Raw genomic sequence first — 25,677 nt, forward strand, 5'->3', positions numbered from 1 at the left:
GTGGTGCAGGCATAATCGGGGGCGAAGGTAGCCCGGCGCCGGGCGCCTGCGGGTGGGCCCGGCGCGCTGGGGACCCTACTTTTTGCGGCGTTGGGCCGCGGGCCGTTGGCCGCCGCGCCACTGCCGGCCGCCGCGGCCAACGGCCCCGCTCCTTACTTTCGCCCCATGAATCAGACTCTCGCCGGAAAAGTAGCCCTCGTGACCGGGGCCTCGAAAGGAATTGGCCGCGCCATTGCCGCGCATTTTGCTCAGCTGGGGGCCCAGGTGGCCTTCACGTACTTGTCGTCGGTGGAAAAAGGCCAGGCCCTGGAGGCCGAGCTGGCCGCCCACGGCGCTAAGGCCAAGGGCTACCGCTCCGACGCCTCGGACTACGCCCAGGCCGAAAAGCTGGTGGAAGACGTGCTGGCCGACTTCGGCAAGCTCGACATCCTTGTCAACAACGCCGGCATCACCCAGGACGGCCTGCTGATGCGCATGAGCGAGCAGCAGTGGGACAACGTGCTGACCGTAAACCTCAAGTCGGTCTTTAACCTCACCAAGGCCGCCACCAAGCCCATGATGCGCGCCAAAACCGGCTCCATCATCAACATGACCTCCGTGGTGGGCATCAAGGGCAACGCCGGGCAGGCCAACTACGCCGCCAGCAAGGCCGGCATCATCGGCTTCACTAAGTCGGTGGCCCTGGAGCTGGGTTCGCGCAACATCCGCTGCAACGCCGTGGCCCCGGGCTTCATCGAAACCGAAATGACCGACGCGCTCGAAGCCAAGCAGGTGGACGAATGGCGCAAGGCCATTCCGCTCAAGCGCGGCGGCTCGCCCGACGACGTGGCCAAAGCCACCGCCTTTTTGGCTTCGGACGACTCGTCTTACATCACCGGCCAGGTGCTGCAAGTGGACGGCGGCATGCTGACGTAAGCTCTCATGGCCATGCCCCAAGAACACGCCGCGCACGACGCCGCCGCGGAGCAGAGGATAACCAGCGACGTAGCGAAATATGGGTTTCACGTGGTGATAACACCCAGTGATGGGTATTCGCCCGGTTTTGCTTACACCATTGGGCTGTTCAAAACCTACGGCTACCCGGAGCTCATCTGCTTCTCGCTGAGCCAAGACTTGCTACAGTCGATGTTTTGGACAGCAAAAGAGCTATTCGATAAGCAGCCACAGCCGGACCTTGCCATCGGCTACCCTGATTTTATCGGCGACTTCGACGTGCGCTTCCTACGAGTTGCCAAGGTTAACTACGGCGACTATTTTGGCTACGGCCACTGGTTTTATAAGGGCTGGGATTTCCCTGCTCTGCAAATCGTGTGGCCGGATAAGCAGGCCATTTTCCCGTGGGAAGAGGGTTTTACCGCTAGCTGGAAGTTCGGCCAGCCACTGCTCGACCGGAACCATGATTTCAGGTTTCGAGAGGAGCACGGCCTGAGCGTGTACACCATGCGCCAAGTCTTGGACGGCCAACCCATTTTGCACGTGGTGCACGATGCCGACGGCAACTGGCAGTTTCTCAGCTGCCCAGACTACGATGCGGATGACCTAAGAATGGTCGCGCTAATAGAAATTGTGGCCCAAGACCCAACCGTCAACGAGCTGTTCCAACTGAACTACGGTTGGCGCGCCAGCCGAACGGCAGTAGGAGAAAAGTGGCAAGAAGAGGAATTTGAGGACGAGGAAGACGATGCAGAATGAACAGCTGGCTTTCATCCCACGGTGCTATTTGTAGCAGAACCCGCACATACTCACACCTTACCCGTTTCTAAAACCATTGCTTTTTTAACCTCTGACAATCCGAATTACATCACCGGTCAGGTGCTGCTGCAAGTGGACGGTGAATTACTTTTTAAAAAGAGAATTTTTCAAATTATAAAATCCATTCCATCCTTGTTCATCATCAATATAGGACATAGATATTCTAGGCATTTTACATTCAATTGTATAACTTTTACCAGCATTTGATATTAATTCTTCATTAAAAGAATGTTCAAATAGATCATTCATATAATCTAAAACTATTGCTTTATCATTATCAGCTAGCCTCTTTGTTTTAGTTTTTTTAAATTTTCTCTTTCTATTCGAAGGACATTTTATGGTATCAACCAATAAGTCAGCATTAAGAATATTAAGGACACCGTTGGGATTTGTACTTCGCAAATTATAAATTCTTATTTGTTCCCTGTGACCACCAAATTCTCCACATTCATCGAAATGTGCAGATAGTTTAAGAGTGTCGTTTATAATTAAATTTCTACTCGCATTCTTAATTTCAGTTTTATCAGAATTATTACAACCACAAACTATTTGCAGCAAAATGAAAAATGCAAAATGCTTTTTTAGGATCTCTATTTTATAGCTAGCCATATAATATTTTATTTAAAAAATTATCCCTTATTATTAATGCAACTGTGTAAGTGTATTGTTGCAAGAGCCTAATGACTTTCGTCAATGATAGCTACTCCATCACTAACAAGCACTAATTTAGAGCCTTCTGATTATGAAGTGCCGGTTCATATTCCCTCTGCTTCTCCTAACAGCCCTCGCCCTCACCACCTATCCGCGCCTGCACCGCAAGTTGCTCCACTTCCAAAGCCACCGGGCGGCGGAAGCGACGACCGCGGCGCTAGGGCCCCAACTGCGCGATGGCGACCTGATTTTCTGCAACTTTAAGGATCAAACCACATGCAGCTGGATGCGATGAGGCGTTAACTGCCTGGCACTTTGCCTCTGCGCCCAGTGTATTACCTTCCGTTAAGGTTTTTCTTTTCTACGCCATGTCTACCCTTACGCTCTCCCTCGACGACGATTTGGCGACCCAGGTCCAGGAATATGCCCGGCGCACGGGCACCGACTTGTCGGTGCTGGTGGCCGAATTGCTGCGGCCCGTAGTCGCCCCCGCCCGAAAGCGCCGCCCTCTATCCCCGCAAGTTGAAGCCCTGTCCGGCTGCATTTCCCTGCCGCCCAATTTTGATTATAAAACGGCGCTGGGCGAAGCCTTGTGGGAGAAACATCAATGAGGCACTACCTGCTCGACACCAATGTTCTCATCGATTACCTGACCCGACGGGAGCCGTTTGGGGAGGATGCCACCGAGTTGATGCAGGCAGGCGCAGCAGGCGAGGCCCAGCTGTACGCGGCCAGCTTGTCTTTTGCCAACATCGAATACATTGTGCGGCGGCAAACTTCGACGGTGCAGGCCCGGCAGCTACTCTTGCAGCTGGAGCGGCTGGTTGAGATTCTTTCCGTCGATGCAGCTACTATTCGCCAAGCATTGGCCAGTGATTTCACCGATTTTGAGGACAGTATCCAGCACGTAGTAGCCTGCGCCCAGCCGGCCATTCGCGCCATCGTCACCCGCGACCCAAAAGGTTTTCGTGGCAGTACGCTGCCCGTTCTTTCCATTGCGCAGGCCCTTAACGAGCTTGATAGTCCCGCCTGAATGCGGAGCTTACCACATCATTAAAAGCAGGCCTCATAGGCACTAAGCTTACCCAGGGCCCCTACCCTACCTGAATAGCGCGAATTTTTTCCGCCGACAGCTCGGAGAAGTGCTGGATAATCATGTCCGCCTGGTGCAGGTTTTGCCCGGCCGAGTGCGGGCTGGCGTAGCCGATGCAGTAGATGCCGGCCGCTTTGGCCGCCGCCACGCCGTTGGCCGAGTCTTCGATGACGACGCACTCCGAGACCGGCGTGCCGGCCAGAACGGCGGCGTGCTGGAAGATGGCGGGGTTGGGTTTTGACTGCGCAAAGTCTTCGCCGCTGACGATGTGCCCGAAGTAGGGCCCCAGGTTAAAGCGCTTGAACACCCGCCCAATGGTGGCCTTGGAAGCCGACGAAGCCACCACCAGCGGCACTTGGTGGGCCCGCAGGTCGTCGAGTAGCACGCGCACGTTGTCGAGCAAGTCGAGGGTTGGGTCGGTATCGAAGGCTTGGTTGAACAGCTCGCGCTTGCGCATGAGCAGGGCGTCCACGTCCTGCGTTAGGCCAAACTGCTGCTTGAGTTTTTGGAACACGTTGCGCGTGGACGAGCCCAGAAACGAGGCGTATTCGGCGTCCGAAACGGTGATGCCCAGCTCGGCAAACTGGGTGAAAAAGGCGTGGTGGTGGATGGGTTCGGTGTCAATAATGACGCCGTCCATGTCGAAAATCACGGTTTGAATCATGGGGCCGCTTACGAAGGTTGCGGGCAAAGGTACCGGGGCGCCGGGGCGCAACTCTTGCCGCCGGGGCCCCAACGGCCGGCGCGCGGGCCCGCGGCTGGACTATTTTTGCTTCGGGCCGCGTTTTGTAGTCCGCCCCGGGGCCCTCTTTTTTGCCGCTGCTTTTGCTCACGACCCAATATTCCGCCTGGTTTATCCCGCTGTGCCTGTTGGTGGGCGCGGGCTACGCCGCCCTGCAATACTCGGCCCGGGCCCCTGGGGCCCCCGCCTGAACTACGCGCTGGCCTCACTGCGCTTCCTGGTGGTCAGCTTGTTGTGCTACCTCCTGCTGGGGCCCCTGCTCACCACCAGCACCACGCGCACCGAAAAGCCCACCGTGGTGCTGGCCGTTGACAACTCGCAGTCGGTAGAATTATTCACGCCCAAACACGTGCTGGGGCAGGCCACCGCCGGCCTCGCCCAGCTGGCCGCTACGCTACGGGCCAAGGGTTTTGCGGTGGAAACTAGGGCCCTGACGCCCGGCCGCACGCCGGGGCCCGATTCGCTGCGCTTCACCGCCGCCAGCACCGACCTCGACCAGCTCCTGACCGATACCCGCGCTGCCTACGACGGCCGCAACCTGGCCGCCGTGGTGCTGCTCAGCGACGGCATCGCCAACCAGGGCCGGGGCCCCGCCACGGCCGACTACACGTTCCCAATTTACGCCGTGGCCGTGGGCGACACCGTGCCCAAGAAGGACTTGCGGCTGACGGACCTGGCCTACAACCGGGTGGTGTTCAGTGGCAACAAGTTTCCGCTGGAGGCCGAGCTGGCCTTTGAGGGTTACGCCGGCGGCACGGCCACCGTGGAGCTGCGCGAGGGCCCCCGGGTGCTCGAAACCCGCCGCGTGGCCCTACCCGCCGGGCGGCGGCGCGTGCGCACGGCCTTCCAAGTGACGGCGCCCGCGCCCGGCAAGCGCCGCTACGAAGTGCGCGTGGTGCCCCAACCCGGCGAGTTCACGGCCCTGAACAACGCCCGCCCGGCCTTCGTGGAGGTGGTGAAGGGCAAGCTGCGCGTGTTGCTGGCCGGCGCCGCCCCCCACCCCGACCTGAAGGCCCTGCGCGCGGCGCTGCAAACCAACGACAACTTCGACCTGACCCTGGCCGTGCCCGGCGTGGCCCCCCTCAAGCCGGGCGCTGATTTCGACGTGGCCATCCTGCACCAGCTGCCGGCACAAGGCGGGCTGGGGGCCGACATCCTGGCCCAGGTGCAGGCCAAGGGCGTGCCGGCGCTCTACGTCGTGGGGGCCCAGTCGGACCTGGCGGCCTACAACAGGCTCGGCACGGGCCTCAGCATCCAACCCCGCGGGCCCAAACCGACGCCGTGACGCCCCTGCCCAACCCCGGCTTCACCCGCTTCGCCCTCGACGAGAAAACGGCCCGGCGCTTCGCTCAGTACCCGCCCGTGGCCGTGCCCTTCGCCGACCTGCGCCTGGGCCCCGGGGCCGAAGCCGCGCTCTGGCAGCAGGTGGGCCGCGTGGCCACCCAGCGGCCGCTGCTGGTGTTTGGGGGCCCCACCGGCCGCCGCCAAGCCACGCTGCTCACCGACGGCGGCTGGCAGTGGCGCCTAAGCGAGGCCGTGGCCCACGACGACCGCCCCGAGGCCTACGACCGCCTCATCGTGCGCACCATCCAGCTCCTCACCCAAAACGCCCGCAAAAAGCGCCTCGACGCCTACCCCACACAGGACGCCTTCGGTACCCAGGACGACGTGACGCTGGCCGCCGAAACCTACAACGCGGTGTTCGAGCGCATCTATGACCAGAAAATCGACCTCACCCTCACCAGCGACAGCCAGCGCGTGCGCCGCTTCTCCTTCAGCAACGGCGCCGACGGGGCCCCACTGCACCTGGGGCCCTTGCCTGCCGGCCGCTACCGCTACCAAGCCCGCGCCACCCTCGGCGGCCAGGCCCAGCAAGACGCCGGCGAGCTGCTCGTGCAAAACCAGCCCCTCGAAGCCCTCGAATCGAAGGCCAACCCCAACCTGCTGGCCCAGCTGGCCCGCCGCAGCGGCCAGCGCCTCTACTACCCTGCGCAGTTCGCGCAACTCACCCAGGACTTGCTGAAGGCCAACTACAAACCCATCCTTTCCAGCGACGAAGACCTGAAGGATTTGATTGACCAAAAGTGGATTTTCTTCCTAATCCTGGCCTTCATAACCACGGAATGGGCCGTGCGGAAATACTCGGGCAGCGTGTAGGCGCGGGGCTGTTTCACACGATCGGGTCGTTACGTTGAGGGCAGCCGAATGGAAACTGTCATGCTGAGCTTGCGAAGCATCTTATCACCGTTAAACGACCCGTTCTACCCTGATAAGATGCTTCGCAAGCTCAGCATGACAGTTCCGATTTCGGATAGGCGCTAGGTCGGCTTCTGTAAAGTACAGTTGCTCTTTGTGCGTCTTCGTAGTCAATCCATTCTGCTCCATCCATGAAACTACGAGTCATCCTCACCGGCGCTACCGGGATGGTGGGCGAGGGCGTGCTGCTCGAATGCCTGGAAAACCCCGCCGTGGCGCACGTGCTGGTGCTCAGCCGCCGGCCCAGCGGCCGCCGCCACCCCAAAATGACCGAGCTGCTGCACGCCAACTTGCAGGAGTTGGGCCCCATCGAAAGCCAGCTCACGGGCTACGACGCCTGTTTTTTCTGCGCCGGCATCTCATCGGTGGGCGTGTCGAAGGAAGAATATGAGCGCATCACCCACGACCTGACGCTGGACTTTGCCCGCACCCTGGCGCGCCTCAACCCGGCCCTGACGTTCGTCTACGTATCGGGCGCTGGCACCGACAGCACCGCGCAAAGCGGCCAGCACTGGGCCCGGGTGAAGGGCCGCACCGAGAACGAGCTGCTGGCCCTACCCTTCCGGCGGGCCTACATGTTTCGCCCGGGCTTCATGCGGGCCACGCCCGGCCAGCGCAACCTGCTGAAATGGTACCGCTACATTGCCTGGCTGTACCCACTGGCCCGCCGGTTGGCCCCGGCCTACGTAAGCACCATGCAGGAGGTGGGCCGGGCCATGATCAATGCCGCTAGCGCCGGGGCCCCCAAGCCCGTGCTCGAAGTACCCGACATTGTGGCGCTGGCCCGCGCCCAACCAGCCGCGCATTCGTAACCTCACCACTTGAAAACTTTTCTCTTGACCACTGGCGGCATTCTCGGGGCCCTGTTATTGGCCGTGGCGGCCTTCACCGGCCTCAGCCCGCAGCTGGGCGGCACGCCCACCAAGGCCGACCGGCAGCGCTTTGCGCAATCGGGCCACTACGCGGGCGGCGAATTCAAAAACCTGCTGCCGACGAAACAACTGACGGAGGGCAATATGGGGTCGGTGCTCTGGAATTTTATTTTCCGCAAAAGCCCCAACACCGAGCCGCCAGAGCCACTGCCCACGCAGCCGCTCGATTCGCTCGCCATCGTGCAGAAATCGCCGGAGTTAGTGCGCGTGACTTGGTTTGGGCACTCGGCCAGCCTAGTGGAAATGGCTGGCCAAAACATCCTGCTCGACCCCATGCTGAGCGTGGAAATGGGGCCCCTGGCCCTGGTCACGCCCAAGCGCTACAACTCCAGCCTGGCCATCACGCCCGAGCAGCTGCCGCCCATCGCGGCCGTGCTCATTTCGCACGACCACTACGACCACCTTGACTACCAAACCATTCGCAAAATCAAGGACAAAGTGGGGCAGTTCTACGTGCCGCTGGGCATTGGGGCGCACCTGCGGGCCTGGGGCGTACCCGCGGCGCGCATCACCGAAATGAACTGGGGCGACAGCGCCCGGGTGGCCGGCGTCACGCTGCGGTGCACGCCCAGCCGTCACTTCTCGGGCCGCGGCCTCACCAACCGCAACTCCACGCTGTGGTGCTCGTGGGTGCTCCAGGGCCCCACGAAGCGCATTTTCTACACCGGCGACGGCGGCTACGGGCCCCACTTCGCCGCCATCGGGGCCCAGTACGGGCCGTTCGATTTGGCGCTGGTGGAGTGCGGGCAGTACGACCGGCAGTGGGCCGAAATCCACATGAAGCCCGAGCAGAGCGTGCAGGCCACCCGCGACGTGCGCGCCGCCGCCATGCTGCCCGTGCACTGGGGCGCCTTCACCGAGGCCAATCACCCCTGGAACGAGTCCGTGACGCGCGCCAGCGCCGAAGCCGCCCGCCTCGGCCAGCCCCTCACCACGCCGCGCCTCGGCGAGCCCGTAACTTTGGGCCCCGGGCCGCTGCCCACGGCGCCGTGGTGGCGCTAGGGCAGTCCTGGAATAAGTTAAAAGTTGAGAGTTAAAAGTTAAAACCCATGCGCATGGGTTTTAACTTTTAACTCTCAACTTTTAACTCCAAATAAGGGCCCCCAGCTTATGCGCTACATCCTCCTCAATAAGCCCTACGAAGTCCTCACCCAGTTCACCGATGAGGCGGGCCGGGCCACGCTCAAGGATTTCGTGCCCGTGCCGCACATCTACCCCGTTGGCCGGCTCGATTTTGACTCCGAAGGCCTGCTGCTGCTCACCGATGACAAGGCCCTCCAGCACCGCCTCAGCGACCCGCGTTATAAAGCATTCAAAACCTACTGGGCCCAGGTAGAGGGCGAGGTGACCACCGAGGCCCTCGAAAAACTGCGCCGCGGCGTGCTCATCAAAGAAGGCCGCACCGCCCCCGCCCAGGCCACCGACATGCCCGAGCCCGAGGGCCTGTGGGCGCGCAGCACGCCTATCCGCTACCGCGCCAGCATCCCCACCACCTGGCTGGAAATCCGCATTTCGCAGGGCATGAACCGGCAGGTGCGCAAGATGTGCGCCGCCGTGGGCCTGCCGTGCCTCCGCCTCGTCCGCGCCCGCATCGACGAGCTGGACCTCGGGGCCCTGGCCCCCGGCGAGTGGCGCGAGCTCACGCCCGAAGAGTCGCGCAAGCTCAAGGCCAAGTTCTCGGCCACCAAAGACCCCGCCAACCGCCAAGTGGCTGTGAAGCCTACCCCGGGGGCCCCGGCCGCTGCTGGGCCGCTGCGCCGCCCAGGCCCCAGCGGCGGCCCAGCCGAGCGCGGTGCGCCCCGCCGTCCGCGCTAGGGACCCGGCGTTATGTTGAGCAAGCGCTTGTTGCGTCGCCTGATGAATACCGGCCTCGTGCTGTTCGGGCTGGCAAACGTCGTTGTTTTCTTCCACGCCTGGCAGCTCACGCACTTCAGCACCGCGGCGGGCCCCGCACCAAGTCGCCCGAAAAACTATCGGCCGCCGCCAAGCTGAGCTTGGTGCTAACCGGCGTGCGCAACCCGCGGCCCGTCACCGGGGCGCCGCCGGCGTTTCCCTGCCAAAGCCTGTTTTTTGAGGGCCCCAACGGCCGGCTCGCGGCGTGGTACAGCTTGCCCGCGGGCCCGGCGCGCGGCACGGTGGCCCTGTTCCACGGCTACACCAGCGAAAAATCGCACCTGGTAACGGAGGCCACCTTTTTCCGCGACCTGGGCTACGCTGTGCTGCTAGTCGATTTTGCCGGCGGTGGCGGCTCGGCAGGCACCCACGTGACGGTGGGCTACCGCGAGGCCGACGACGTAGCGGCCGCCGCGCGCTGGCTCGACGCCCGTCCCGGCGGCCCGGGGCCCCTGGTGCTCTACGGCGTGAGCATGGGCGCGGTGGCCATCCTGCGGGCCGAGGCCGAGTTGGGCGTGCGACCGGCGGCCAACGTGCTCGAATGCCCCTTCGGCAGCCTCCGCCAAACGGCCCGCAACCGCTTCGCCGCCCTGCACGTGCCCGCCTGGCCCCTGGCCGATTTGCTGGTATTCTGGGGTGGCCTGCAAAATGGCTTCTGGGGCCCCGGCCTCTCCGCCGAGCGCTACGCCACGCAAGTAGCTACCCCCACCCTACTCCTGTGGGGCACCGCCGACGCCCGCGTGACCCGCGCCGAAACCAACGCCATTTTCCGCAACCTCCGGGGCCCCAAGCAGCGGCACGACTTCGTTGGCGCGGGCCACGAGCCGTACTGGCACCGCTACCCGGCCGCCTGGCAGCAGCAGGTGCGCGGGTTTTTGCTGCATCAGAAGTAGCGAGGGCGCAGTGAGCCCGCGTATCAAACGGGCTGCCCGTAGGCTTGAGGGCCCCATGCAGTACGTTGCGCTGACGGGCTGGCAGAAAACGGATTTTCTGAATATTCAAACAAAGCCATGAAGTCCGGCGGGGGCCCTAAAAAGACGCTTTTGGTGACATTGTGTCACAAAATGGGCTGGTACGTTGCTTGTAAAAGGACCAGCAGCTACCCTTGGGCAGCTTTCTATTGACAAACTATCCACTTAATCTGAACACCCCAACATGGGCAAAATAATCGGCATCGACCTCGGCACCACCAACTCTTGCGTGTCCGTAATGGAAGGCAACGAACCCGTTGTTATCCCTAACTCCGAAGGCCGCCGCACCACGCCGTCCATCGTCGCATTCCTCGACAACGGTAAGGGCGAGCGCAAAGTGGGCGACTCAGCGAAGCGCCAGGCCGTTACCAACCCCAAAAACACCATCGCCAGCATCAAGCGTTTCATGGGCCGCCAGTTCTCGGAAGTATCCGCCGAGAGCAAGTACGTAGCCTACGACCTGACGCCTGGTTCGAATAATACGGTGGCCGTGAAAATTGGCGACCGCAACTACACCCCGCAGGAAATTTCGGCCATGGTGCTTCAGAAAATGAAGCAAACCGCCGAAGATTACCTCGGCCAGCCCGTGACGGAAGCCGTGATTACGGTGCCCGCGTACTTCAACGACGCCCAGCGCCAAGCCACCAAAGAAGCCGGCGCCATTGCTGGCCTCGACGTGAAGCGCATCATCAACGAGCCCACGGCCGCCGCGTTGGCTTACGGCCTGGACAAGAAGCACAAAGACCAAAAAATTGCTGTGTACGACCTCGGCGGCGGCACCTTCGACATCTCGGTGTTGGAGCTGGGCGACGGCGTGTTTGAAGTACTGAGCACCAACGGCGACACCCACCTCGGCGGCGACGACTTCGACCAAGTGATCATCGACTTCCTGGCCGACCAGTTCAAGGCCGACAACGAAGGCCTCGACCTGCGCAACGACCCCATGGCCCTCCAGCGCTTGAAAGAGGCCGCTGAAAAAGCTAAAGTGGAGCTGTCGAGCTCGAACGAAACCGAAATTAACCTGCCCTACGTGACGGCCACCGCCAGCGGCCCCAAGCACTTGGTGGTGAAGCTGAGCCGCGCCAAGTTCGAGCAGCTTTCGGACGCGCTGGTGCGCCGCTCGATGGAGCCCTGCAAGAAGGCCCTCCAAGACGCCGGCCTCTCAGCTAGCGACATCGACGAGGTGATCCTCGTAGGTGGTTCGACCCGTATTCCCCGCATCCAGGAGGAAGTGGAGAAGTTCTTCGGCAAAAAGCCTTCAAAAGGCGTGAACCCCGACGAAGTGGTAGCCATCGGCGCCGCCATTCAAGGCGGTGTGCTGACGGGTGAAGTGAAGGACGTACTGCTGCTCGACGTGACCCCGCTCTCGCTGGGCATTGAGACGATGGGCGGCGTGATGACCAAGCTCATCGAGTCGAACACGACCATCCCGACCAAGAAATCGGAGACCTTCTCGACAGCTTCGGACTCGCAGCCTTCGGTGGAAATCCACGTGCTGCAAGGCGAGCGGCCCCTGGCCAGCCAGAACCGCACCATCGGCAAATTTCACCTCGACAGCATCCCGCCCGCGCCCCGCGGCGTGCCGCAGATCGAAGTAATCTTTGACATCGATGCCAACGGCATCCTGAACGTAACCGCCAAGGACAAAGGCACCGGCAAGGAGCAGAAAATCCGCATCGAAGCCAGCAGCGGCTTGTCTGACCAGGACATTGAGCGCATGCGCCAGGAAGCGGCCACCAACGCCGACGCCGACAAGGCCGAAGCCGAGCGCATCAAGAAGGTGAACGACGCCGACTCGATGATTTTCCAGACCGAGAAGCAGCTGAAAGAGTACGGCGACAAGCTGAGCGGTGGCAACAAAACCGCCGTGGAAGGCGCCCTCGCCGACCTCAAGAAGGCCCACGAGAGCAAAGACCTCGGCGCGATTGAAACCGCCATGACGGCTATCAACGCCGCCTGGCAGGCCGCTTCGCAGGAGATGTACGCTGCTGCGGGTGCCGATGGCGCCGGCGCCGGCCAGGGCTTCCCCGGCAGCGAAGGCCAGCCGCAGGACGGTAACGGCCAGCCCGCCGCCGACCACGTAACCGATGTGGACTACGAAGAAGTAGACGGCAAGTAGGACCGCAGATTCCGTGGATTTAACGGATAAAAACGGATTCTAATTTGGCATTGAAAAGGCCGGAAGCGCATTGCTTCCGGCCTTTTTTTGTGTGCTGGGGCCCCAGCGCTCAGTGTTCGCGCCGGATGAGGAAGCCGTCCGTCATGGTTTCCATGCCCAGCTTGGGGTAGTAGGCCATGGCCTCCTGGGCGGCGCGCAGCATGAGCGTGCTGCCGGGCCCCGCCTTTTCTTTGGTTAGGGCCAGCAGCTGCTTGCCGATACCCTGGTGCTTATACTCGTCGCGCACGGCCAAGTCGGAGAGGTAGCAGCAGAAGCAAAAATCGGTGAGGGCCCGGGACACGCCCACCAGCAGGGGCCCATCCCAGGCCGTGGCGACGAGGTTGCTATTGGCGTACATCTGGGCGATGCGGGGCGCGTCGTGGGTGGGGCGCTCCAGGCCGGCGCTTAAGTATAGGTCGATGACTTGCTCAGCGGTAGGGATACGGTCGAGGTGGTAGGCGATGGGCATGGGCAGCGGGAGAAAGTTTGTGGGCGGCTGCAAAGTAAACCGGCCGGCGCGGGACGTAAATTGCCTCAGGTTTTGGCCGCTGCCGACCGCCGTTTGCTCCGCTCCGCATGGATTCCGTTGTTCTTGCTTACCAGAAGTTTTCCACGCCCGAGGCGGCCCAGCCGCTGCTGGCCCTGCTCGATGCCCAGCGGATTGCCTACGAAGCCCACCACTCGCGGCCGCGCTTCAATGCCGTGCTGGGCACCACGTCGGCCGAGCAATTCGTGGTGAGCCTGCTGCCCGGCGACTTCACGCGGGTGCGCCAACTGGAAGAAAGCCAGGCCGCTAATACACCCAGCAACTTCCCGTCGGACTATTATCTGTTCAAGTTCACCAACCAGGAGCTGTGGGAGCTGCTCAGCCAGCCCGATGCCTGGAGCAGCCACGATGTGGCGCTGGCTACCCAGGTGCTGCGCGAGCGCGGCCAGGACGTGTCGGACCACATTTTGCATAACCTTAGGGCCCTGCACACCGAAACCCTGGCCGCCCCCAACCCCCGCCCCACCGCCTGGATTGTGGCCGGCTACCTGCTGGCCCTGGCGGGCGGCGTGTTCGGCATGGGCATTGGCTGGTCGCTGTGGCGCTACCGCAAAACCCTGCCCGACGGCCGACAGGTGCCCGGCTTTGCCACCGCCGACCGGGCCCACGGCGTGCGCATTCTGTGGCTGGGCGCGGCGGGCGTGCTGTTTTGGGTGGCGGTGCGGATTATGGCGGGGTAAGCCAGCCGGGGGGAGAAGAGCTGTACCACCAAGCTGTGCTTGGTCTTGCCCCAGGGCCCCTAGCTCTCCCCAGGGCCCCTAGCTCTCCCCAGGGCAGCATACGCGAGACCAAGCACAGCTTGGTGGTACAGAAGCTATATTCCCAGTTGGGCTGGGTTTTCGGCGGCGTCGGCCAGCCCGTCCTCAATTTTTTCGGCGGCTTCCTCCCGGTCTTCGGCATCGGGCATTTCCAGCTCCTCGGCTTGCTCGCGCCAGCCGGTGGGCTCGTAGCTGAGGCGGATGTAGATGGGGAAGTGGTCGGAGCCCATGTGGGTGAGGCGCTCGAGGTGCTGCAAGCGGAAGTGCGCCGAGTGGAACACGTGGTCGAGGGGCCAGCGCAGCAGCTTGTGGTCGGCGTGGAACGTGGGCAGCAGGCCCCGGCCGATGCGCGGGTCGAGCAGCTGCGAAAGCCGCCGGAACAGCTCGGAGGTGTGTGACCACGCCACGTCGTTCAGGTCGCCGGCCACGATGGTGGGGCCGTCGTGGTCCTCAATTTCGCGGCCCACCACCAGCAGCTCTGCGTCGCGGCGCACGCTGCTCTTGGATTCGGACGGGGCGGGCGGGCGCGGGTGCAGGAAGTGCATGCGCACCAGCACGCCGTTGGGCAGTTCCACCTGCCCGTGAAACGAAGGCACGTCGGCTTCCAGCAGAAACCGGATTTCAGCCTGGCGCAGCGGTAGGCGCGAGAACACCAGCATGCCGTAGGTGTTGGGCAGCGGGGCGTGGCAGGTGTAGGGGTACGATTTAGCGAGCGGCTGCAGCTGCGCCAGCCACCAGGCGTCGGTTTCCACGGCCAGCACAACGTCGGGCTGCCGCAGGCGGATGTGGCCCATGATGCGCGCCGAATCACGGTTGTACATCAACACGTTAGTTACCAGTAGGCTCAGGTGGTTATCGAGGTCGGCGGCGGGGCGGCTGGCGTCGGCCACCTGCTTGCGGTGCAGCGGCGTGTAAGGCAGAATTCGGTAGCCCTGGTAGCCGATGGCAACCCCCAGGGCCCCCACCAGGGCCCCTTGCCAGGGCCCCGGCAGCGGCGGCAGCAGCAGGGCCCCTGCCAGGCTAAGCGCTAGCCCAGCCACAATTTGCAGGCGCGGAAAATCGCAGATGCGCACCCACCAGGCCGTTTGGCGGAGCAGCGGCAGCGCGGTAACCAGCAGGGCAGCAGCGGCCAGCAGCCACGTCAGCCACTGCGCCAGGATAAGCAGTAAATTCATCAAAAACAAAGGTATATAGTGGCACCAGCTCGGGCACGGCCGTCCGGCTAAATAGCCGCGTTGGCCGTGCCCTGGGGCCCTTGCCCTACCTTTGAGGCATGGAAATCCTGCTGGCCACGTTCACCACCCTGTTTTCGCTCGTGAACCCCTTCGGGGCGATGCCGGTTTTCCTCACCCTCACCAGCGACGACAGTGGCACCGAGCGCCTGCGCATTGCCCTGCGCGCCTGCCTCTACATGGTGGCCATCCTGAGCGTGGCCTTTCTGGGCGGGCAGTACATCCTCAACTTCTTCGGCATCAGCATCCAGCACCTGCGCATTGCGGGTGGCATCCTGCTCATGCGCTCGGCCTTCGACTTGCTCACGCCCGGCGCCAACCGCGACCGGGTGGGCCCCGCCGCCCTCGAAGAAAGCAAGCTCAAGGACGACGTGAGCTTCACACCGCTGGCCATGCCCATGCTCTCGGGGCCCGGCTCGATGGCCATCTGCATCGGCCTCATCCGCCCCAGCTACCCCGATAAATTGCTGACGCTTTTGGGCTTTGCGCTGGTAGCGCTGGCTAGCTTCGTGGTGCTGGCCTCGTCGCTGCGCCTCACGCGCCTGCTGGGCCGGCCGGGCATGGCGGCCCTGGCGCGCATCATGGGCTTCATCACGCTGGCCATCGGCGTGAACTTCTTCGCCTCCGCCATCGGCGTTTTGTTCCCGGGGTTAATCAAATAGGGCCCCGGCATTTGCAACGAGCGGCAACGGGGCCCCGGCGCCGGCCGTACTTTTGCGTCTAGCTTATGACAATCAAGAACGACCTCTACCTGCGCGCCGCCCGCGGCGAAACCACCGAGCGGACGCCCGTGTGGCTCATGCGCCAAGCCGGCCGCATCCTGCCCGAGTACCGCGCCCTGCGCGCCCGCCTCTCCGGCTTCAAAGAGCTGGTGGAAACCCCCGAGCTGGCCGCCGAGGTCACCATCCAGCCCATCGACGCGCTGGACGTGGACGCGGCCATTATTTTCTCCGACATCTTGGTGGTGCCCGACGCCATGGGCCTGCCCTACGAGATGGTGGAGGCCCGGGGCCCCCTATTCCCCAACGTCATCAAGTCGGCCGCCGACGTGGACAAGCTGCGCATCGCCGACCCCGAGGAGCACCTCGGCTACGTGTTGGAGGCGCTGCGCATCACCAAGCGGGCCCTGAACGGGCGCGTGCCACTGATAGGGTTTGCCGGGGCCCCCTGGACGATTCTGGCCTACATGGTGGAGGGCCACGGCTCCAAAACCTTCAGTAAGGCCCGCGGCATGCTCTACCGCGAGCCCGCCCTGGCCCACCGGCTGCTCGAAAAAATCACCGCCACCACCATCGCCTACCTGCAAGCCCAGGTGGCCGCCGGGGCCCAAGTGGTGCAGGTGTTCGACTCGTGGGCCGGCATCCTGCCGCCCGCGCACTACGCCGAATTCTCGACGCGCTACATCGCTCAGATTTGCGCCGCCCTCGCGCCGCTGGTGTCCGTCACGGTGTTTGCCAAGGGCGCCTGGTGGGCCGTGGAGGATTTTGCCGCCCTGCCCTGCCGCACCATTGGCCTCGACTGGAACCAGGACCCCGCCGCCGTGCGCCGCGTGGCCGGCGACAAAACTTTGCAAGGCAACCTCGACCCCTGTGCCCTCTACGGCACCCGCGACCAGGTAAAAGCCGCTACGCTGGCCATGCTGCGTCAGTTCGCCGGGGGCCCCCACATCGCCAACCTCGGCCACGGCGTCTACCCCGACACCGACCCCGACAACGTGCGCGTGTTCGTGGACACGGTGAAGGAGTGGCGGGGGTAGGTTGGGGCCCCAGGGCCCTAATTCTCTAAAATCCACCTTCCCATTCCTTACGTATGGAAACCAAAGACACCAATGGGGCCCTGCTCGCCGAAGGTGATTCGGTCACGCTCATCAAAGACCTGAAAGTCAAAGGTTCTTCGCTAACACTTAAGCGCGGCACGCTGGTCAAGAACATCCGCCTCACCAACTCCTCCAGCGAGGTAGAAGGGCGGGCCGGTGGCAGCACGATGGTGCTGAAAACGGAGTTTTTGAAGAAAGCCTAGCGCGGCGTTCCCATGCTGAGCGAGAAAGAGAAGATGCTAGCCGGCGAGCTGTACCTGGCCAGCGACCCGGTTTTGGTGCAGGAGCGGGCCCGGGCCAAACGGCTGCTGCACCGCCTGAACGTGACGGAGTACCTGCTTACGGACGTTGCGCGCGAAGTGCTGGCCGAGCTGGTGCCCCACGCCGGCCCGAATTTCTACATCGAGCCACCCTTCCACTGCGATTACGGCAGCAACATTTATTGCGGCAGCGACGTGTTTTTCAACGTGAACTGCGTGGTGCTGGACGTGATGAAGGTCACCATTGGCTCCAACGTGTTGTTTGGGCCCGGGGTGCAGCTGTACGGGGCCACCCACCCGCTCGACGCCGTGACGCGCCGCACGGTGGAATCGGGGCGGCCCATCACCATCGGCGATGACTGTTGGTTTGGGGGCGGGGCCATCGTCTGCCCCGGCGTGCGCATCGGCATGGGCTGCGTCATCGGGGCCGGGTCGGTGGTTACCAGGGATGTACCGGCGTATTCGCTGGCGGTGGGCAACCCGGCCCGCGTCATCAAAAGCCTGGGGCCCCCAGCGTAGGGGCCCCGGCGCTACAGGCCAGCTTCCTGCGCTTCTTCCAGCAGCCGCTGTTTCTCAATCGGCACCACGCCCACTTGCTCGCACACCAGCCCGCCGCCGAGGTTGGCCAGCGCCGCCAGGAATGGCGCCGGTTGCCGCAGCGCCACGCACAGAGCCGCGATGCTGATGACCGTGTCGCCGGCCCCTGACACGTCGGAGATGGTGCGCAGGTGGGCCGGCAGGTAGGTTTTTTGGTCGGCCTGCTGGGCAAATACGCCGTGTTCGGACAGTGTCACTAGCACGGTTTCGGGCTGCAATTCTTCGCGTAGCCGGGCCACGCCGGCCTCGAAGCCCGGGCGGTCGGTGGCGGGGTCGCCAAACTCCAGCTTGAGGCCCTCGCGCAGCTCCTTCAGGTTGGGCTTGAACAGCGTGCAGCCGCGGTAAGCGAGGAAGTTCTTCTTCTTGGGGTCCACCACCGTGGGGATGCCGCGCTCCCGGGCCCGTGCGATGCAGGCGGCAATGATGTCCTCGCGCAGCACGCCCTTGTCATAATCTTCGAAAACTACCACGTCGGCCTCAGCCAACAGTTCGTCATAGGCCCCCAGCAGCTGCGCAGTTTCAGCGGCGTCGAGGTCGGTTTCCACCTCCGAATCGATGCGCAGCAGCTGCTGGCCGTGGGCCAGAATGCGCTGCTTCACGGTAGTGGGCCGCTGCGGACTGCGGAGGAGGCCGGCGGTGGGCAGGTCGCGTTGGCGCAGCAGCTCCAGCAGCTGGTCACCGCCGGCATCGTCGCCAATCACGGCGCAGAGCAGCGGCGTGGCCCCCAGGGCTTGCACGTTCAGGGCCACGTTGGCGGCCCCACCGAGGCGGTTTTCGGTGCGGGCCACGTGCACCACCGGCACGGGCGCCTCGGGCGAGAGGCGCGTGGCGCGGCCCCATACGTAGGCGTCCACCATCACGTCGCCGATGATGAGGACGCGCAGGCTATTGAAATCGGCAAAGAGTTGGGAAAGCGTATCGACGGGCATTGCGGCAAGAAGAATAGGGCCCCAAAGGTAAAGGCCCGCGGCAGGAGCACGCCGAAGCGCACCGCTGCCACGGGCCTCACATTAACTGGTTGTTGCAAAATTGTAGCGCGGACTTTTTAGTCCGCGGCTCTGGACGGTCACTGCACGATTAATCGGCAGGACGAAGCGAGAGCCGCGGACTACAAAGTCCACGCTACGGAAACTACAATTTGGCCAGGCTTTTCTTGATGCGCTGGAAGGCTTCCACCAGTTTGTCGTCGGCGGCGGCGGTGCTGAAGCGCATGCACTGCGGGGCCCCAAAGGCCTCGCCCGACACGGCGGCCACGTGGGCGTCGCTGAGCAGGTAGAGGGCCAAATCGGCCGAATCCTTGATCACCTGGCCCTCGGCCGTGGTGCGGCCGAAGAACGCCGACACGTCCGGGAACACGTAGAACGCGCCGCTCGGCGTGGGCGTCACCAGGCCGGGGATGTCCTTGGCAATGTCCAACACCAGGTCGCGGCGGCGGTGGTAGGCGGTTACCATCTCATCGGCGCTGCCGTGGCCGCCGAGCAGGGCGGCGGTGCCAGCCTTCTGGGCAATGGAGCAGGTGCCGGACGTGATTTGGCCCTGGAGCTTGTCGCAGGCCGAGGCAATGTCGGCGCGGGCGGCGAGGTAGCCCAGGCGCCAGCCGGTCATGGCGTAGCCCTTCGAGAAGCCGTTGACCGTGATTACCTGGTCTTTAACCTCCGGGAAGCGGGCCAGGCTGTAGTGCTCGCCCACGAAGTTGATGTACTCGTAAATCTCGTCGGCCAGGGCGTAAACCTGCGGGTGGCGGGCCAGCACGGCGGCTATTTCGCCAAACTCTTCCTTGCTGAACACTGACCCCGTGGGGTTGCACGGCGACGAGTACATGATGAGCTTGGTACGCGGCGTGATGGCGGATTCAAGCTGCGCGGCGGTGGCCTTGTAGTCGTTTTCGAGGCTGCCCACCAGCGGCACGGGCACGCCCTCGGCCAGCTTCACCATCTCCTCGTAGCTCACCCAATAGGGCGAGTAGATGATCACCTCGTCGCCCGGGTTCACCAGGCTGAGGATGGCGTTGGCCAGGGCCTGCTTGGCGCCGGTGCTCACCACAATGTTATTGGGCAAGTAGTCTAAGTCGTTCTCCTTCTTAAGCTTGGCACAAATGGCTTGGCGCAGCTCCAAGGTACCAGGCACCGGCGTGTAGAATGTGAAACCATCGTCGACGGCCTTCTTGGCGGCGTCTTTGATGTACTGGGGCGTCTGAAAGTCGGGCTCACCGAAGCTCAGGCTGATGACATCGACGCCCTGCGCGGCCAGCTCGCGGGCTTTTTTGGCCATGGCAATGGTCGCCGATTCGGTCATCGCCAGCAGGCGATTGGAGAGCGGCGACACGGGGGCAAGTACTTCGGGCATAGCGGACAGCGGAAAAATTTGCATTGCAAAGGTATTGGCTGCGCCTAGCCAAACCGCACGCTATCCTATTTTTCCGCCGCTGAGGGCCCCACGGCCTGCCCCAGCCGCCGCCAGCAGCGCCACAGAATCCCCACGTCCTGCCCCGGGGCGTAGTTTTTGGCGTACAGCAATTCAAGATGGCGCTTGGCATCGGCCCCGAGGGGGCCCCCGGCCGCGTCGGCGGGCGAGAGCACGGCGGGCCGCGCCTGGGCCGGGCCGGGCGTGTGGCGCAGGCCCACCCACGTGGCCCGGCCCCGCAGCACCGCCACCGCGTTGTGCACAAATGCTTGGCGGTCAATTTGAAACCAGACCAGCAGGGGCCCCAGCAGCAGCAGCGCCGCGGCACTCGATACGTCGAGCAGGCGCTTGGCGCGGGCGGGGCCCGGCTGGTGCAGATTCAGGGCGCTGTGGAGGGCGTAGTAGTTGCCGGGCGCATCCTTGCGGCTGCTGCCGATGATGTAGGCGCTGGCCTCGGGCAGGATTTTGTAGGCCACCGGCGGCGTGGCGGGCAGCGCCAGCATCAGGCCAATAATTTGGCTGGCGGGCAGGTCACGGCCGCAAAAAATCAGCTCGTCCAGCGCGTACAGGCGCACCAGATCAGGCAGTTGGCGCAACTCGCCCAGGGCCTCGGCCGGCGCGTGCGCTGGCGACTGCCGCACCGATGCGCCGTCGCTGTGGGGCCCACGGCCACGTAGCCGACGACGCGCGCGGGCACGGCGGCGGCCTCCAGGAGCTGGCACACGCGCTGGCTCTCGGCCGCCGAGCCCACGATGGCAATATTCTTCGGGCGGGGTTCGCCCAAGTGCAGGTTGTGGTACTTTACAAAGTGCGTGGCCAGCTGCCGCCCCACCATCGCCACCAGGGCCCAGGCCCCGCCCAGCACAATAAGGGCCTTGGAAAAGCGCCAGGCGTCCAAAAAATTCGACACCGCCGAAATCAGCACCGTGCCCACCAGGATGCCCCGCGCCAGGCGGCCCAGCTTCAGGGGCCGGCCGTAGCCGCCGCTCAGGTAGGCCGAGGCCAGCCACACGGCAATGTAGCCCGGCACGGCCACCCGCATAAACTGCGGTGGATAGGGTCCCGGCGGGTATTTATGGTAGGTTTCCCAGTACGTTTTCAGCAAAAATATACCCCCGTACAGCAGGCCGGCATCGAGCACGACCGGCGCGACTTGGCGGGCCAGCCGCTCTAAAATGGCCGCTCCCGCCCGCAGCCAAATGGCGGTGTTGATCAGCAGCGAGACCAGGCCGGCGGGCCCCGGGGCGAAGTGCTTGCGGGCGAAAATCACCATGGCCCGGTAAAATACAAGCACGTAGTTCACGCTCGTGCGTCGGGTGCTCTCACCCTTGTAGTGGATGATGCGGGCCCCGGGGAAATAGTAATTTTTCCAGCCGCCCAGCGTGAGGCGGTACGAGAGGTCGATGTCCTCGCCGTACATGAAGTAGTCTTCGTCGAGCAGGCCTACCTGGGCCAGGGCCGTGCGCCGCAGCAGCATAAACGCCCCGCTTAGCACGTCGACCTCGTGGGCCTGGTTTTTGTCCAAGTACCCCAAATGGTAGCGGCCAAAGATGCGCGAATTGGGCAGCAGGCGGCTCAGGCCCAGCATTTTGCACAGGGCCACGGCGGGCGTGGGCAGGCCGCGCTTGCTTTCGGGCAGAAAGTGGCCCTGGCCATCAAGCATGTGCACGCCCAGGCCCCCGCCGGCGGGGTGCGCGTCCATAAAATCGCAGCAGGCCCGGAAGGTGTCTTCCTCCACCACCGTGTCGGGGTTGAGCAGCAGCTGGTACTGGCCGGTGGCGCGGCGCAGGGCCTGGTTGTTGGCCTTGGCAAAGCCCGGGTTGTGCTTGTTTTCGATCAGGATGACCTCCGGGAACCGGGCCCGCACCATTGCTACCGAGTGGTCGGCCGAGTTGTTGTCCACCACGAACACCTCCACCGGGGCCCCCAGCTTCTCGGCCGCCCGCCGCACCGACAGCAGCGCCTGCTCGAGGAAGTAGCTGACGTTGTAGCTGACGACGACGACGGAGAGTTTCAATTTTTGAGCGGTTAGCTGCTATTTTAGCTGTTAGCTATTGGCTGTCAGCTGTTAACTTTTTCGGCCGATGATATTCATCAGAAATAGGCTAACAAAGCTAAAGGCTGCCAGCCATCGCCGGGCGGTTCACTGCTTGCGCAACTACTGCCCACCGTGGCTCCAAGCGGTGCGCGCAAAAACGCGGGGGCAGAAACGACGCCTGGCCCCGGTATCCCCCCGCGCGTGGCGGCCCAAAAAAAGCCCCGCCGCCAAACCGGCTGCGGAGCTTTTTTTGCAATATTTTGGGGCCGGCCGGGGGCCCTAACTTACTTGCCGCTGGCGGTCCACAATGCTGCGGCCGAGGGTAATCTCGTCGGCGTATTCCAGCTCGCCGCCCATCGGAATGCCGCGGGCAATGGTGCTGATGTGCACGTTGGGCAGGTCGCGCAGGCGGCGCGAGAGGTAAAAGGCAGTGGTGTCGCCCTCCATGGTGGGGCTGATGGCGAGGATGACCTCGCGCACGTCCGAGTCTTCGGCCGCGGCCCGCTCCACCAGCGAGTCGATGTGCAGGTCGGTGGGCCCCACGCCCTCGATGGGCGAGATGACGCCGCCCAGCACGTGGTACACGCCGCGGTACTGGCCCGTGTTTTCGATGGCGATAACGTCGCGCACGTCGGCCACCACGCACACTTGGGCGTGGTCGCGCAGCTGATTGGCGCAAATGCTGCACTCCTCGGCGTCGGAAATGCTGTGGCAGGTGCGGCAGTAAGTGATTTCGAAGCGCATTTTGGCCAGCGCCTCGGCCAGCGAGGCCGTGGTGTCGGTGTCGGCCTTCAGCAGGTGCAGGGCTAGGCGCAGGGCCGTTTTCTTGCCAATGCCGGGCAGGCGGGCGAGCTCGCCCACGGCGTTTTCAATCAGCTTGGAAGGGAAATCCATTTAGTTATTAGCTGTTAGCTTATAGCTGTTGGCTGTTAGCTTTTTGGCTGGACCCGTTCGCCCAAACAAGTTGAACGAAAAGCTGACAGCTAATAGCCACAAGCTAACAGCTCAATCAGGAGATATCCGCCGAAATGCCCCGGTCGTGGATGGCGGTGCACAGGGGCTCTAGCTCCTCGTACGAGCCGTTTTTGACGCTGCACTTGCCTTTGTAGTGGATGAGCAGGGTGCACTGCTCGGCCTGCTCGGGCTGGTGCTGGCACACGTCAATCAGGGTTTTGATGACGTGGGCGAAGGTATTTACCTCGTCGTTGTACACCACAAGGCTGCGCGGCTCGGCGGGTTCTTCGAGCAGCAGTACGTCCTCATCGAACTCAATTTGGGGGCGGGTCGTCATGGGGCAAATTTACGGCGGCGGCACCGGGTTGGCGGCACGTGTAAACGCCCGGGCCCCACAAATCGTTTCGGGAAATGGGCCCCCGGGGCGCGGGGCCGGCGTAATTTTCGGCTGCCAAGGGGCCCTGCCCTCCCGGTGGCCCGCCGGCCGTTGCAAAACGGCACCCCTGGGGCCCCACCGGCACCTCGCCCACCGCCTCCCGCTCCCTGCCCATGCCCGTTCCCGCGACCGAATTTAAAAAAGCCCTCAAGCGCCTCGGCGAACCCGAAAAGGAAGCCCTGCTTCTGCGCGCCGTGCGCCGCGACGCCGAACTCTACGAAACCTTCCGCTTCGAGCTGCTGGCCGACGTGTCGCTGGCCCAGATCCAGGAGGAAACCGCCGACCGCATCCACGAATTGTTCAACTTGGCCGTGAGCGGGCGCCTGCTCAACCGCAGCCTCGTGAAGGCTTTGCGCGCCAGCGTGCAGGAGGCGGCCCGCGCCCGCCGCATCACCAAAAGCAAGCAGCTCGAAATTGACCTACTGGCCTACACCCTGCGCCTGTGCCTCGACCACTATTCGGGCCAGTTCGACAGCGTGTACGACGGCTTTTACAAAGCCGTGGCACGCCTGGCCGCCCGCCTCCCGGCCCTGATTTTGAAGCACCTGCACGAAGATTTGTGGGTCGAGTACAAGCCCGATTTAGATGATGTGCTGAATGATTTGCACCGGCGTAAGAAAAGCGCAAATCTGACCTTTGAGCTACCTCGGGAATTGACTATTCCGCAGTAGCTTGCGCTGACTTCACTTCCTTTTCACCCCAATTTTATGCTAAAACGTTACCCTCCTCTTTGAGCTGGTCTGGGCTTGCTCGCGCTGGCCACCGGCTGCGCCGGGTCGTACACCCCCATTCGGCCCGACCGCATCGCCACCTACCAAGCCTCAGCCGCCAACGCGCCCGTCGAGTTTGGCTATCAGTACGACGTGCTGCGGCTGCACGGCAACAAAAAGTACGTAAAAAAAGAAGCCAAGCGGGGCTATCACGTAACCGCCGTGCGTGTAACCAACCGCACGGGGCGAGACTTGAATTTCTCGTGCGACCTGAACCTGCTGTACGGCGACCGGCCCGTCATGCCCGTGGGCGGCACCGCGGCGGCGCAGGACCTAAAGCAGGGCGTGGCCATTTACCTGCTCTACGTGCTGCTGAACTTCAACGTGGGCGGCACCATCAACAACAGCACGGGCGCCACCAGTGGGGGCACGTTCTTGCCCACAGGGCCCTTCATTGCCGGCGGCAACATGCTGGGCGCCAGCCAAGCCAATAAAAACATGCGCCGCGAATTTGAGGAGTTTGACCTTGCCAACCGCACCATCAAGCCCGGCGAGACGGTGTACGGCATCCTGAGCCTGCGCGAAACGTCGGTGGCCCCCATGCGCCTCGAGCTGCGCCCCGGTACCGAATCGACCTACGTGCCAGCCACCGCGCCGGTGGTGCTGCCAGCCCCCATGCCGGTCCCACCCGCGGCCACGCCCCGGCGCGACGATTAACCCCTCCCGGTGGGTATTAGGCACAAATTTTTAATCAAAAAAAGGCCCCGCCAATCAACTGGCGGGGCCTTTTCAGTTAAGCGCAAACGCTGATTATTGCTTGGCAACCACGTTGAAGTCCAGCGTGAAGTCGTCGTTGATGGCTTTGTCGCCGATGCTGTCGAAGAACGACTTCGAACCGTACTTCAGGCCGAACTTGGTGCGGTCGATGGTCATTTTGCCGCTGGCGGCGGCCACGCCGTTTTTCACGCCCACTTTGGCGGGGAACGTGAGGCGGTTGGTCACCCCTTTGATCATCATGTCGCCCACGATGGTGGCGTTGTTGGCGGTAGCAGCGGCCCCTTTGATGGGGGTTACGCTCACAATTTTGAACGTGGACGTGGGGTTTTTATCGGCCCCGAAGAAGTCGTCGCCGCTCATGTGGCCCACAAACTTGGCCTGCGATTCTGCATCCGTGATGTCGGTGGCCTTGATGGTTTTCATGTCCACGGTGGTGGTACCGCCCACTACCATGTTATTTTTCACCAGCAGGTCGCCGCCCGTGAACTGAATGGTGCCGTTGTGGCCGTGGGTCACGGCTTTGCCTTCCCACCCCAGGGTGCTCAGCTGGGGCTGGAGCTTGTAGGCGGTTTGGGCTTGGGCAGCGGGAGCAGCTACCAGGCCAGCAAAGGCCAACAGGGCGGGAAACAGAATTTTTTTCATGATTGAAAAGAGGTAAAAAGAGAAAAAAGGTGGCAGTGAGGGCCCCCGCCGTGCGGGGG

The 25,677-nt window shown here is 63.1% G+C and carries 30 protein-coding genes; 19 read left to right on the plus strand and 11 right to left on the minus strand.

Translation table 11 applies throughout. The features are described 5' to 3' along the window. The first annotated feature begins 165 nt into the window (after window positions 1-165). The gene (fabG, locus tag BEN49_RS14700; protein WP_070744684.1) at window positions 166-915 is read left to right on the plus strand and encodes a 3-oxoacyl-[acyl-carrier-protein] reductase; all 750 of its coding nucleotides are present in this window, start codon (window positions 166-168) and stop codon (window positions 913-915) included. Between the two features lie 12 nt (window positions 916-927). After that, window positions 928-1,692, plus strand: coding sequence for a DUF4262 domain-containing protein (locus BEN49_RS14705; protein WP_070744686.1), 765 nt, complete (start codon window positions 928-930; stop codon window positions 1,690-1,692). 144 nt (window positions 1,693-1,836) lie between these two features. Here BEN49_RS14705 and BEN49_RS27000 read toward each other — a convergent pair whose 3' ends face one another. Next, entirely contained in the window at window positions 1,837-2,361 is a 525-nt protein-coding gene (locus BEN49_RS27000; RefSeq protein ID WP_125916888.1) for a hypothetical protein, read from the minus strand. A gap of 410 nt (window positions 2,362-2,771) precedes the next feature. Between BEN49_RS27000 and BEN49_RS14715 the strand changes: the two genes are divergently transcribed. Both BEN49_RS14715 and BEN49_RS14720 read left to right on the plus strand, forming a co-directional pair. Further along, on the plus strand, window positions 2,772-3,014 hold the full coding sequence (locus BEN49_RS14715; protein WP_070744625.1) for a DUF6364 family protein: 243 nt from the start codon (window positions 2,772-2,774) through the stop codon (window positions 3,012-3,014). Next, window positions 3,011-3,436 (plus strand): PIN domain-containing protein, encoded by a 426-nt coding sequence (locus tag BEN49_RS14720; protein ID WP_070744627.1) that lies wholly within the window; start codon window positions 3,011-3,013, stop codon window positions 3,434-3,436. Before BEN49_RS14715 ends, BEN49_RS14720 begins: the two co-directional genes overlap by 4 nt. Before the next feature lie 61 nt (window positions 3,437-3,497). Here the strand turns inward: BEN49_RS14720 and BEN49_RS14725 are convergent, their stop codons facing one another. Then, window positions 3,498-4,160, minus strand: a complete 663-nt coding sequence (locus BEN49_RS14725; protein ID WP_070744629.1) for an HAD family hydrolase — start codon at window positions 4,158-4,160, stop codon at window positions 3,498-3,500. A gap of 298 nt (window positions 4,161-4,458) precedes the next feature. Between BEN49_RS14725 and BEN49_RS25780 the strand changes: the two genes are divergently transcribed. From BEN49_RS25780 to dnaK, 8 genes are all read left to right on the plus strand, one after another. Beyond that, entirely contained in the window at window positions 4,459-5,523 is a 1,065-nt protein-coding gene (locus BEN49_RS25780) for a hypothetical protein (RefSeq protein WP_125916890.1), read from the plus strand. After that, a complete protein-coding gene (locus BEN49_RS25785) occupies window positions 5,520-6,395 on the plus strand; it encodes a hypothetical protein (RefSeq protein ID WP_083326121.1) in 876 nt (291 codons plus the stop codon). Before BEN49_RS25780 ends, BEN49_RS25785 begins: the two co-directional genes overlap by 4 nt. A 230-nt stretch (window positions 6,396-6,625) precedes the next feature. Next, the gene (locus tag BEN49_RS14735) at window positions 6,626-7,306 is read left to right on the plus strand and encodes an NAD-dependent epimerase/dehydratase family protein (RefSeq protein ID WP_070744631.1); all 681 of its coding nucleotides are present in this window, start codon (window positions 6,626-6,628) and stop codon (window positions 7,304-7,306) included. Between the two features lie 9 nt (window positions 7,307-7,315). Further along, window positions 7,316-8,428: an MBL fold metallo-hydrolase gene (locus tag BEN49_RS14740; RefSeq protein WP_125916892.1), complete on the plus strand. Its 1,113-nt coding sequence runs from the start codon at window positions 7,316-7,318 to the stop codon at window positions 8,426-8,428. 108 nt (window positions 8,429-8,536) lie between these two features. Continuing rightward, window positions 8,537-9,241, plus strand: a complete 705-nt coding sequence (locus BEN49_RS14745) for a pseudouridine synthase (protein ID WP_083326122.1) — start codon at window positions 8,537-8,539, stop codon at window positions 9,239-9,241. Window positions 9,242-9,253: 12 nt separating this feature from the next. Beyond that, window positions 9,254-9,418: a hypothetical protein gene (locus tag BEN49_RS28090; protein ID WP_158022934.1), complete on the plus strand. Its 165-nt coding sequence runs from the start codon at window positions 9,254-9,256 to the stop codon at window positions 9,416-9,418. A gap of 5 nt (window positions 9,419-9,423) precedes the next feature. Then, the gene (locus tag BEN49_RS28095) at window positions 9,424-10,212 is read left to right on the plus strand and encodes an alpha/beta hydrolase (RefSeq protein WP_158022936.1); all 789 of its coding nucleotides are present in this window, start codon (window positions 9,424-9,426) and stop codon (window positions 10,210-10,212) included. A gap of 262 nt (window positions 10,213-10,474) precedes the next feature. After that, on the plus strand, window positions 10,475-12,409 hold the full coding sequence (gene dnaK / locus BEN49_RS14755) for a molecular chaperone DnaK (RefSeq protein WP_070744637.1): 1,935 nt from the start codon (window positions 10,475-10,477) through the stop codon (window positions 12,407-12,409). Window positions 12,410-12,518: 109 nt separating this feature from the next. On the opposite strand, the gene BEN49_RS14760 is transcribed toward dnaK, so the two are convergent. Beyond that, the gene (locus tag BEN49_RS14760; RefSeq protein WP_070744688.1) at window positions 12,519-12,917 is read right to left on the minus strand and encodes a GNAT family N-acetyltransferase; all 399 of its coding nucleotides are present in this window, start codon (window positions 12,915-12,917) and stop codon (window positions 12,519-12,521) included. Window positions 12,918-13,024: 107 nt separating this feature from the next. Here BEN49_RS14760 and BEN49_RS14765 point away from each other — a divergent pair, with 107 nt between their 5' ends. Continuing rightward, on the plus strand, window positions 13,025-13,675 hold the full coding sequence (locus BEN49_RS14765; RefSeq protein ID WP_070744639.1) for a hypothetical protein: 651 nt from the start codon (window positions 13,025-13,027) through the stop codon (window positions 13,673-13,675). A gap of 134 nt (window positions 13,676-13,809) precedes the next feature. On the opposite strand, the gene BEN49_RS14770 is transcribed toward BEN49_RS14765, so the two are convergent. Then, entirely contained in the window at window positions 13,810-14,928 is a 1,119-nt protein-coding gene (locus tag BEN49_RS14770) for an endonuclease/exonuclease/phosphatase family protein (protein ID WP_070744641.1), read from the minus strand. A 98-nt stretch (window positions 14,929-15,026) separates the two neighbouring features. Here BEN49_RS14770 and BEN49_RS14775 point away from each other — a divergent pair, with 98 nt between their 5' ends. From BEN49_RS14775 to BEN49_RS14790, 4 genes are all read left to right on the plus strand, one after another. Further along, a complete protein-coding gene (locus tag BEN49_RS14775) occupies window positions 15,027-15,647 on the plus strand; it encodes a MarC family protein (protein ID WP_070744643.1) in 621 nt (206 codons plus the stop codon). Between the two features lie 65 nt (window positions 15,648-15,712). Next, window positions 15,713-16,741, plus strand: a complete 1,029-nt coding sequence (gene hemE, locus BEN49_RS14780; protein ID WP_070744645.1) for a uroporphyrinogen decarboxylase — start codon at window positions 15,713-15,715, stop codon at window positions 16,739-16,741. Window positions 16,742-16,794: 53 nt separating this feature from the next. After that, window positions 16,795-17,004: a zinc ribbon domain-containing protein YjdM gene (locus BEN49_RS14785; protein WP_070744647.1), complete on the plus strand. Its 210-nt coding sequence runs from the start codon at window positions 16,795-16,797 to the stop codon at window positions 17,002-17,004. Between the two features lie 12 nt (window positions 17,005-17,016). Then, window positions 17,017-17,580, plus strand: coding sequence for a sugar O-acetyltransferase (locus BEN49_RS14790; RefSeq protein WP_070744649.1), 564 nt, complete (start codon window positions 17,017-17,019; stop codon window positions 17,578-17,580). Between the two features lie 11 nt (window positions 17,581-17,591). Here the strand turns inward: BEN49_RS14790 and BEN49_RS14795 are convergent, their stop codons facing one another. The 6 genes from BEN49_RS14795 to BEN49_RS14815 all read right to left on the minus strand — a co-directional run bounded on the left by BEN49_RS14795 (window position 17,592) and on the right by BEN49_RS14815 (window position 23,390). Beyond that, a complete protein-coding gene (locus BEN49_RS14795) occupies window positions 17,592-18,587 on the minus strand; it encodes a bifunctional heptose 7-phosphate kinase/heptose 1-phosphate adenyltransferase (protein ID WP_070744651.1) in 996 nt (331 codons plus the stop codon). A gap of 202 nt (window positions 18,588-18,789) precedes the next feature. Then, entirely contained in the window at window positions 18,790-20,004 is a 1,215-nt protein-coding gene (locus BEN49_RS14800) for a pyridoxal phosphate-dependent aminotransferase (RefSeq protein WP_070744690.1), read from the minus strand. Between the two features lie 65 nt (window positions 20,005-20,069). Beyond that, window positions 20,070-20,636 (minus strand): hypothetical protein, encoded by a 567-nt coding sequence (locus BEN49_RS25790; protein ID WP_083326124.1) that lies wholly within the window; start codon window positions 20,634-20,636, stop codon window positions 20,070-20,072. Next, window positions 20,609-22,078, minus strand: coding sequence for a glycosyltransferase family 2 protein (locus tag BEN49_RS14805; RefSeq protein ID WP_083326125.1), 1,470 nt, complete (start codon window positions 22,076-22,078; stop codon window positions 20,609-20,611). Before BEN49_RS14805 ends, BEN49_RS25790 begins: the two co-directional genes overlap by 28 nt. Window positions 22,079-22,378: 300 nt before the next feature. After that, window positions 22,379-22,993 carry a recombination mediator RecR gene (recR, locus tag BEN49_RS14810; RefSeq protein WP_070744653.1) on the minus strand — a complete coding sequence of 205 codons (615 nt, stop codon included), beginning with the start codon at window positions 22,991-22,993 and terminating at the stop codon, window positions 22,379-22,381. A gap of 115 nt (window positions 22,994-23,108) precedes the next feature. Beyond that, on the minus strand, window positions 23,109-23,390 hold the full coding sequence (locus BEN49_RS14815; protein ID WP_070744655.1) for an ATP-dependent Clp protease adaptor ClpS: 282 nt from the start codon (window positions 23,388-23,390) through the stop codon (window positions 23,109-23,111). Window positions 23,391-23,602: 212 nt separating this feature from the next. Here BEN49_RS14815 and BEN49_RS14820 point away from each other — a divergent pair, with 212 nt between their 5' ends. Then, window positions 23,603-24,160, plus strand: coding sequence for a hypothetical protein (locus BEN49_RS14820; protein ID WP_070744657.1), 558 nt, complete (start codon window positions 23,603-23,605; stop codon window positions 24,158-24,160). 75 nt (window positions 24,161-24,235) lie between these two features. Beyond that, window positions 24,236-24,916 (plus strand): hypothetical protein, encoded by a 681-nt coding sequence (locus BEN49_RS14825; protein WP_070744659.1) that lies wholly within the window; start codon window positions 24,236-24,238, stop codon window positions 24,914-24,916. Window positions 24,917-25,009: 93 nt separating this feature from the next. On the opposite strand, the gene BEN49_RS14830 is transcribed toward BEN49_RS14825, so the two are convergent. Beyond that, window positions 25,010-25,618, minus strand: a complete 609-nt coding sequence (locus BEN49_RS14830) for a YceI family protein (protein WP_070744661.1) — start codon at window positions 25,616-25,618, stop codon at window positions 25,010-25,012. Window positions 25,619-25,677 lie beyond the last annotated feature (59 nt).

Origin of the sequence: Hymenobacter coccineus (assembly GCF_001816125.1) — a bacterium.
Classification (GTDB): domain Bacteria; phylum Bacteroidota; class Bacteroidia; order Cytophagales; family Hymenobacteraceae; genus Hymenobacter; species Hymenobacter coccineus.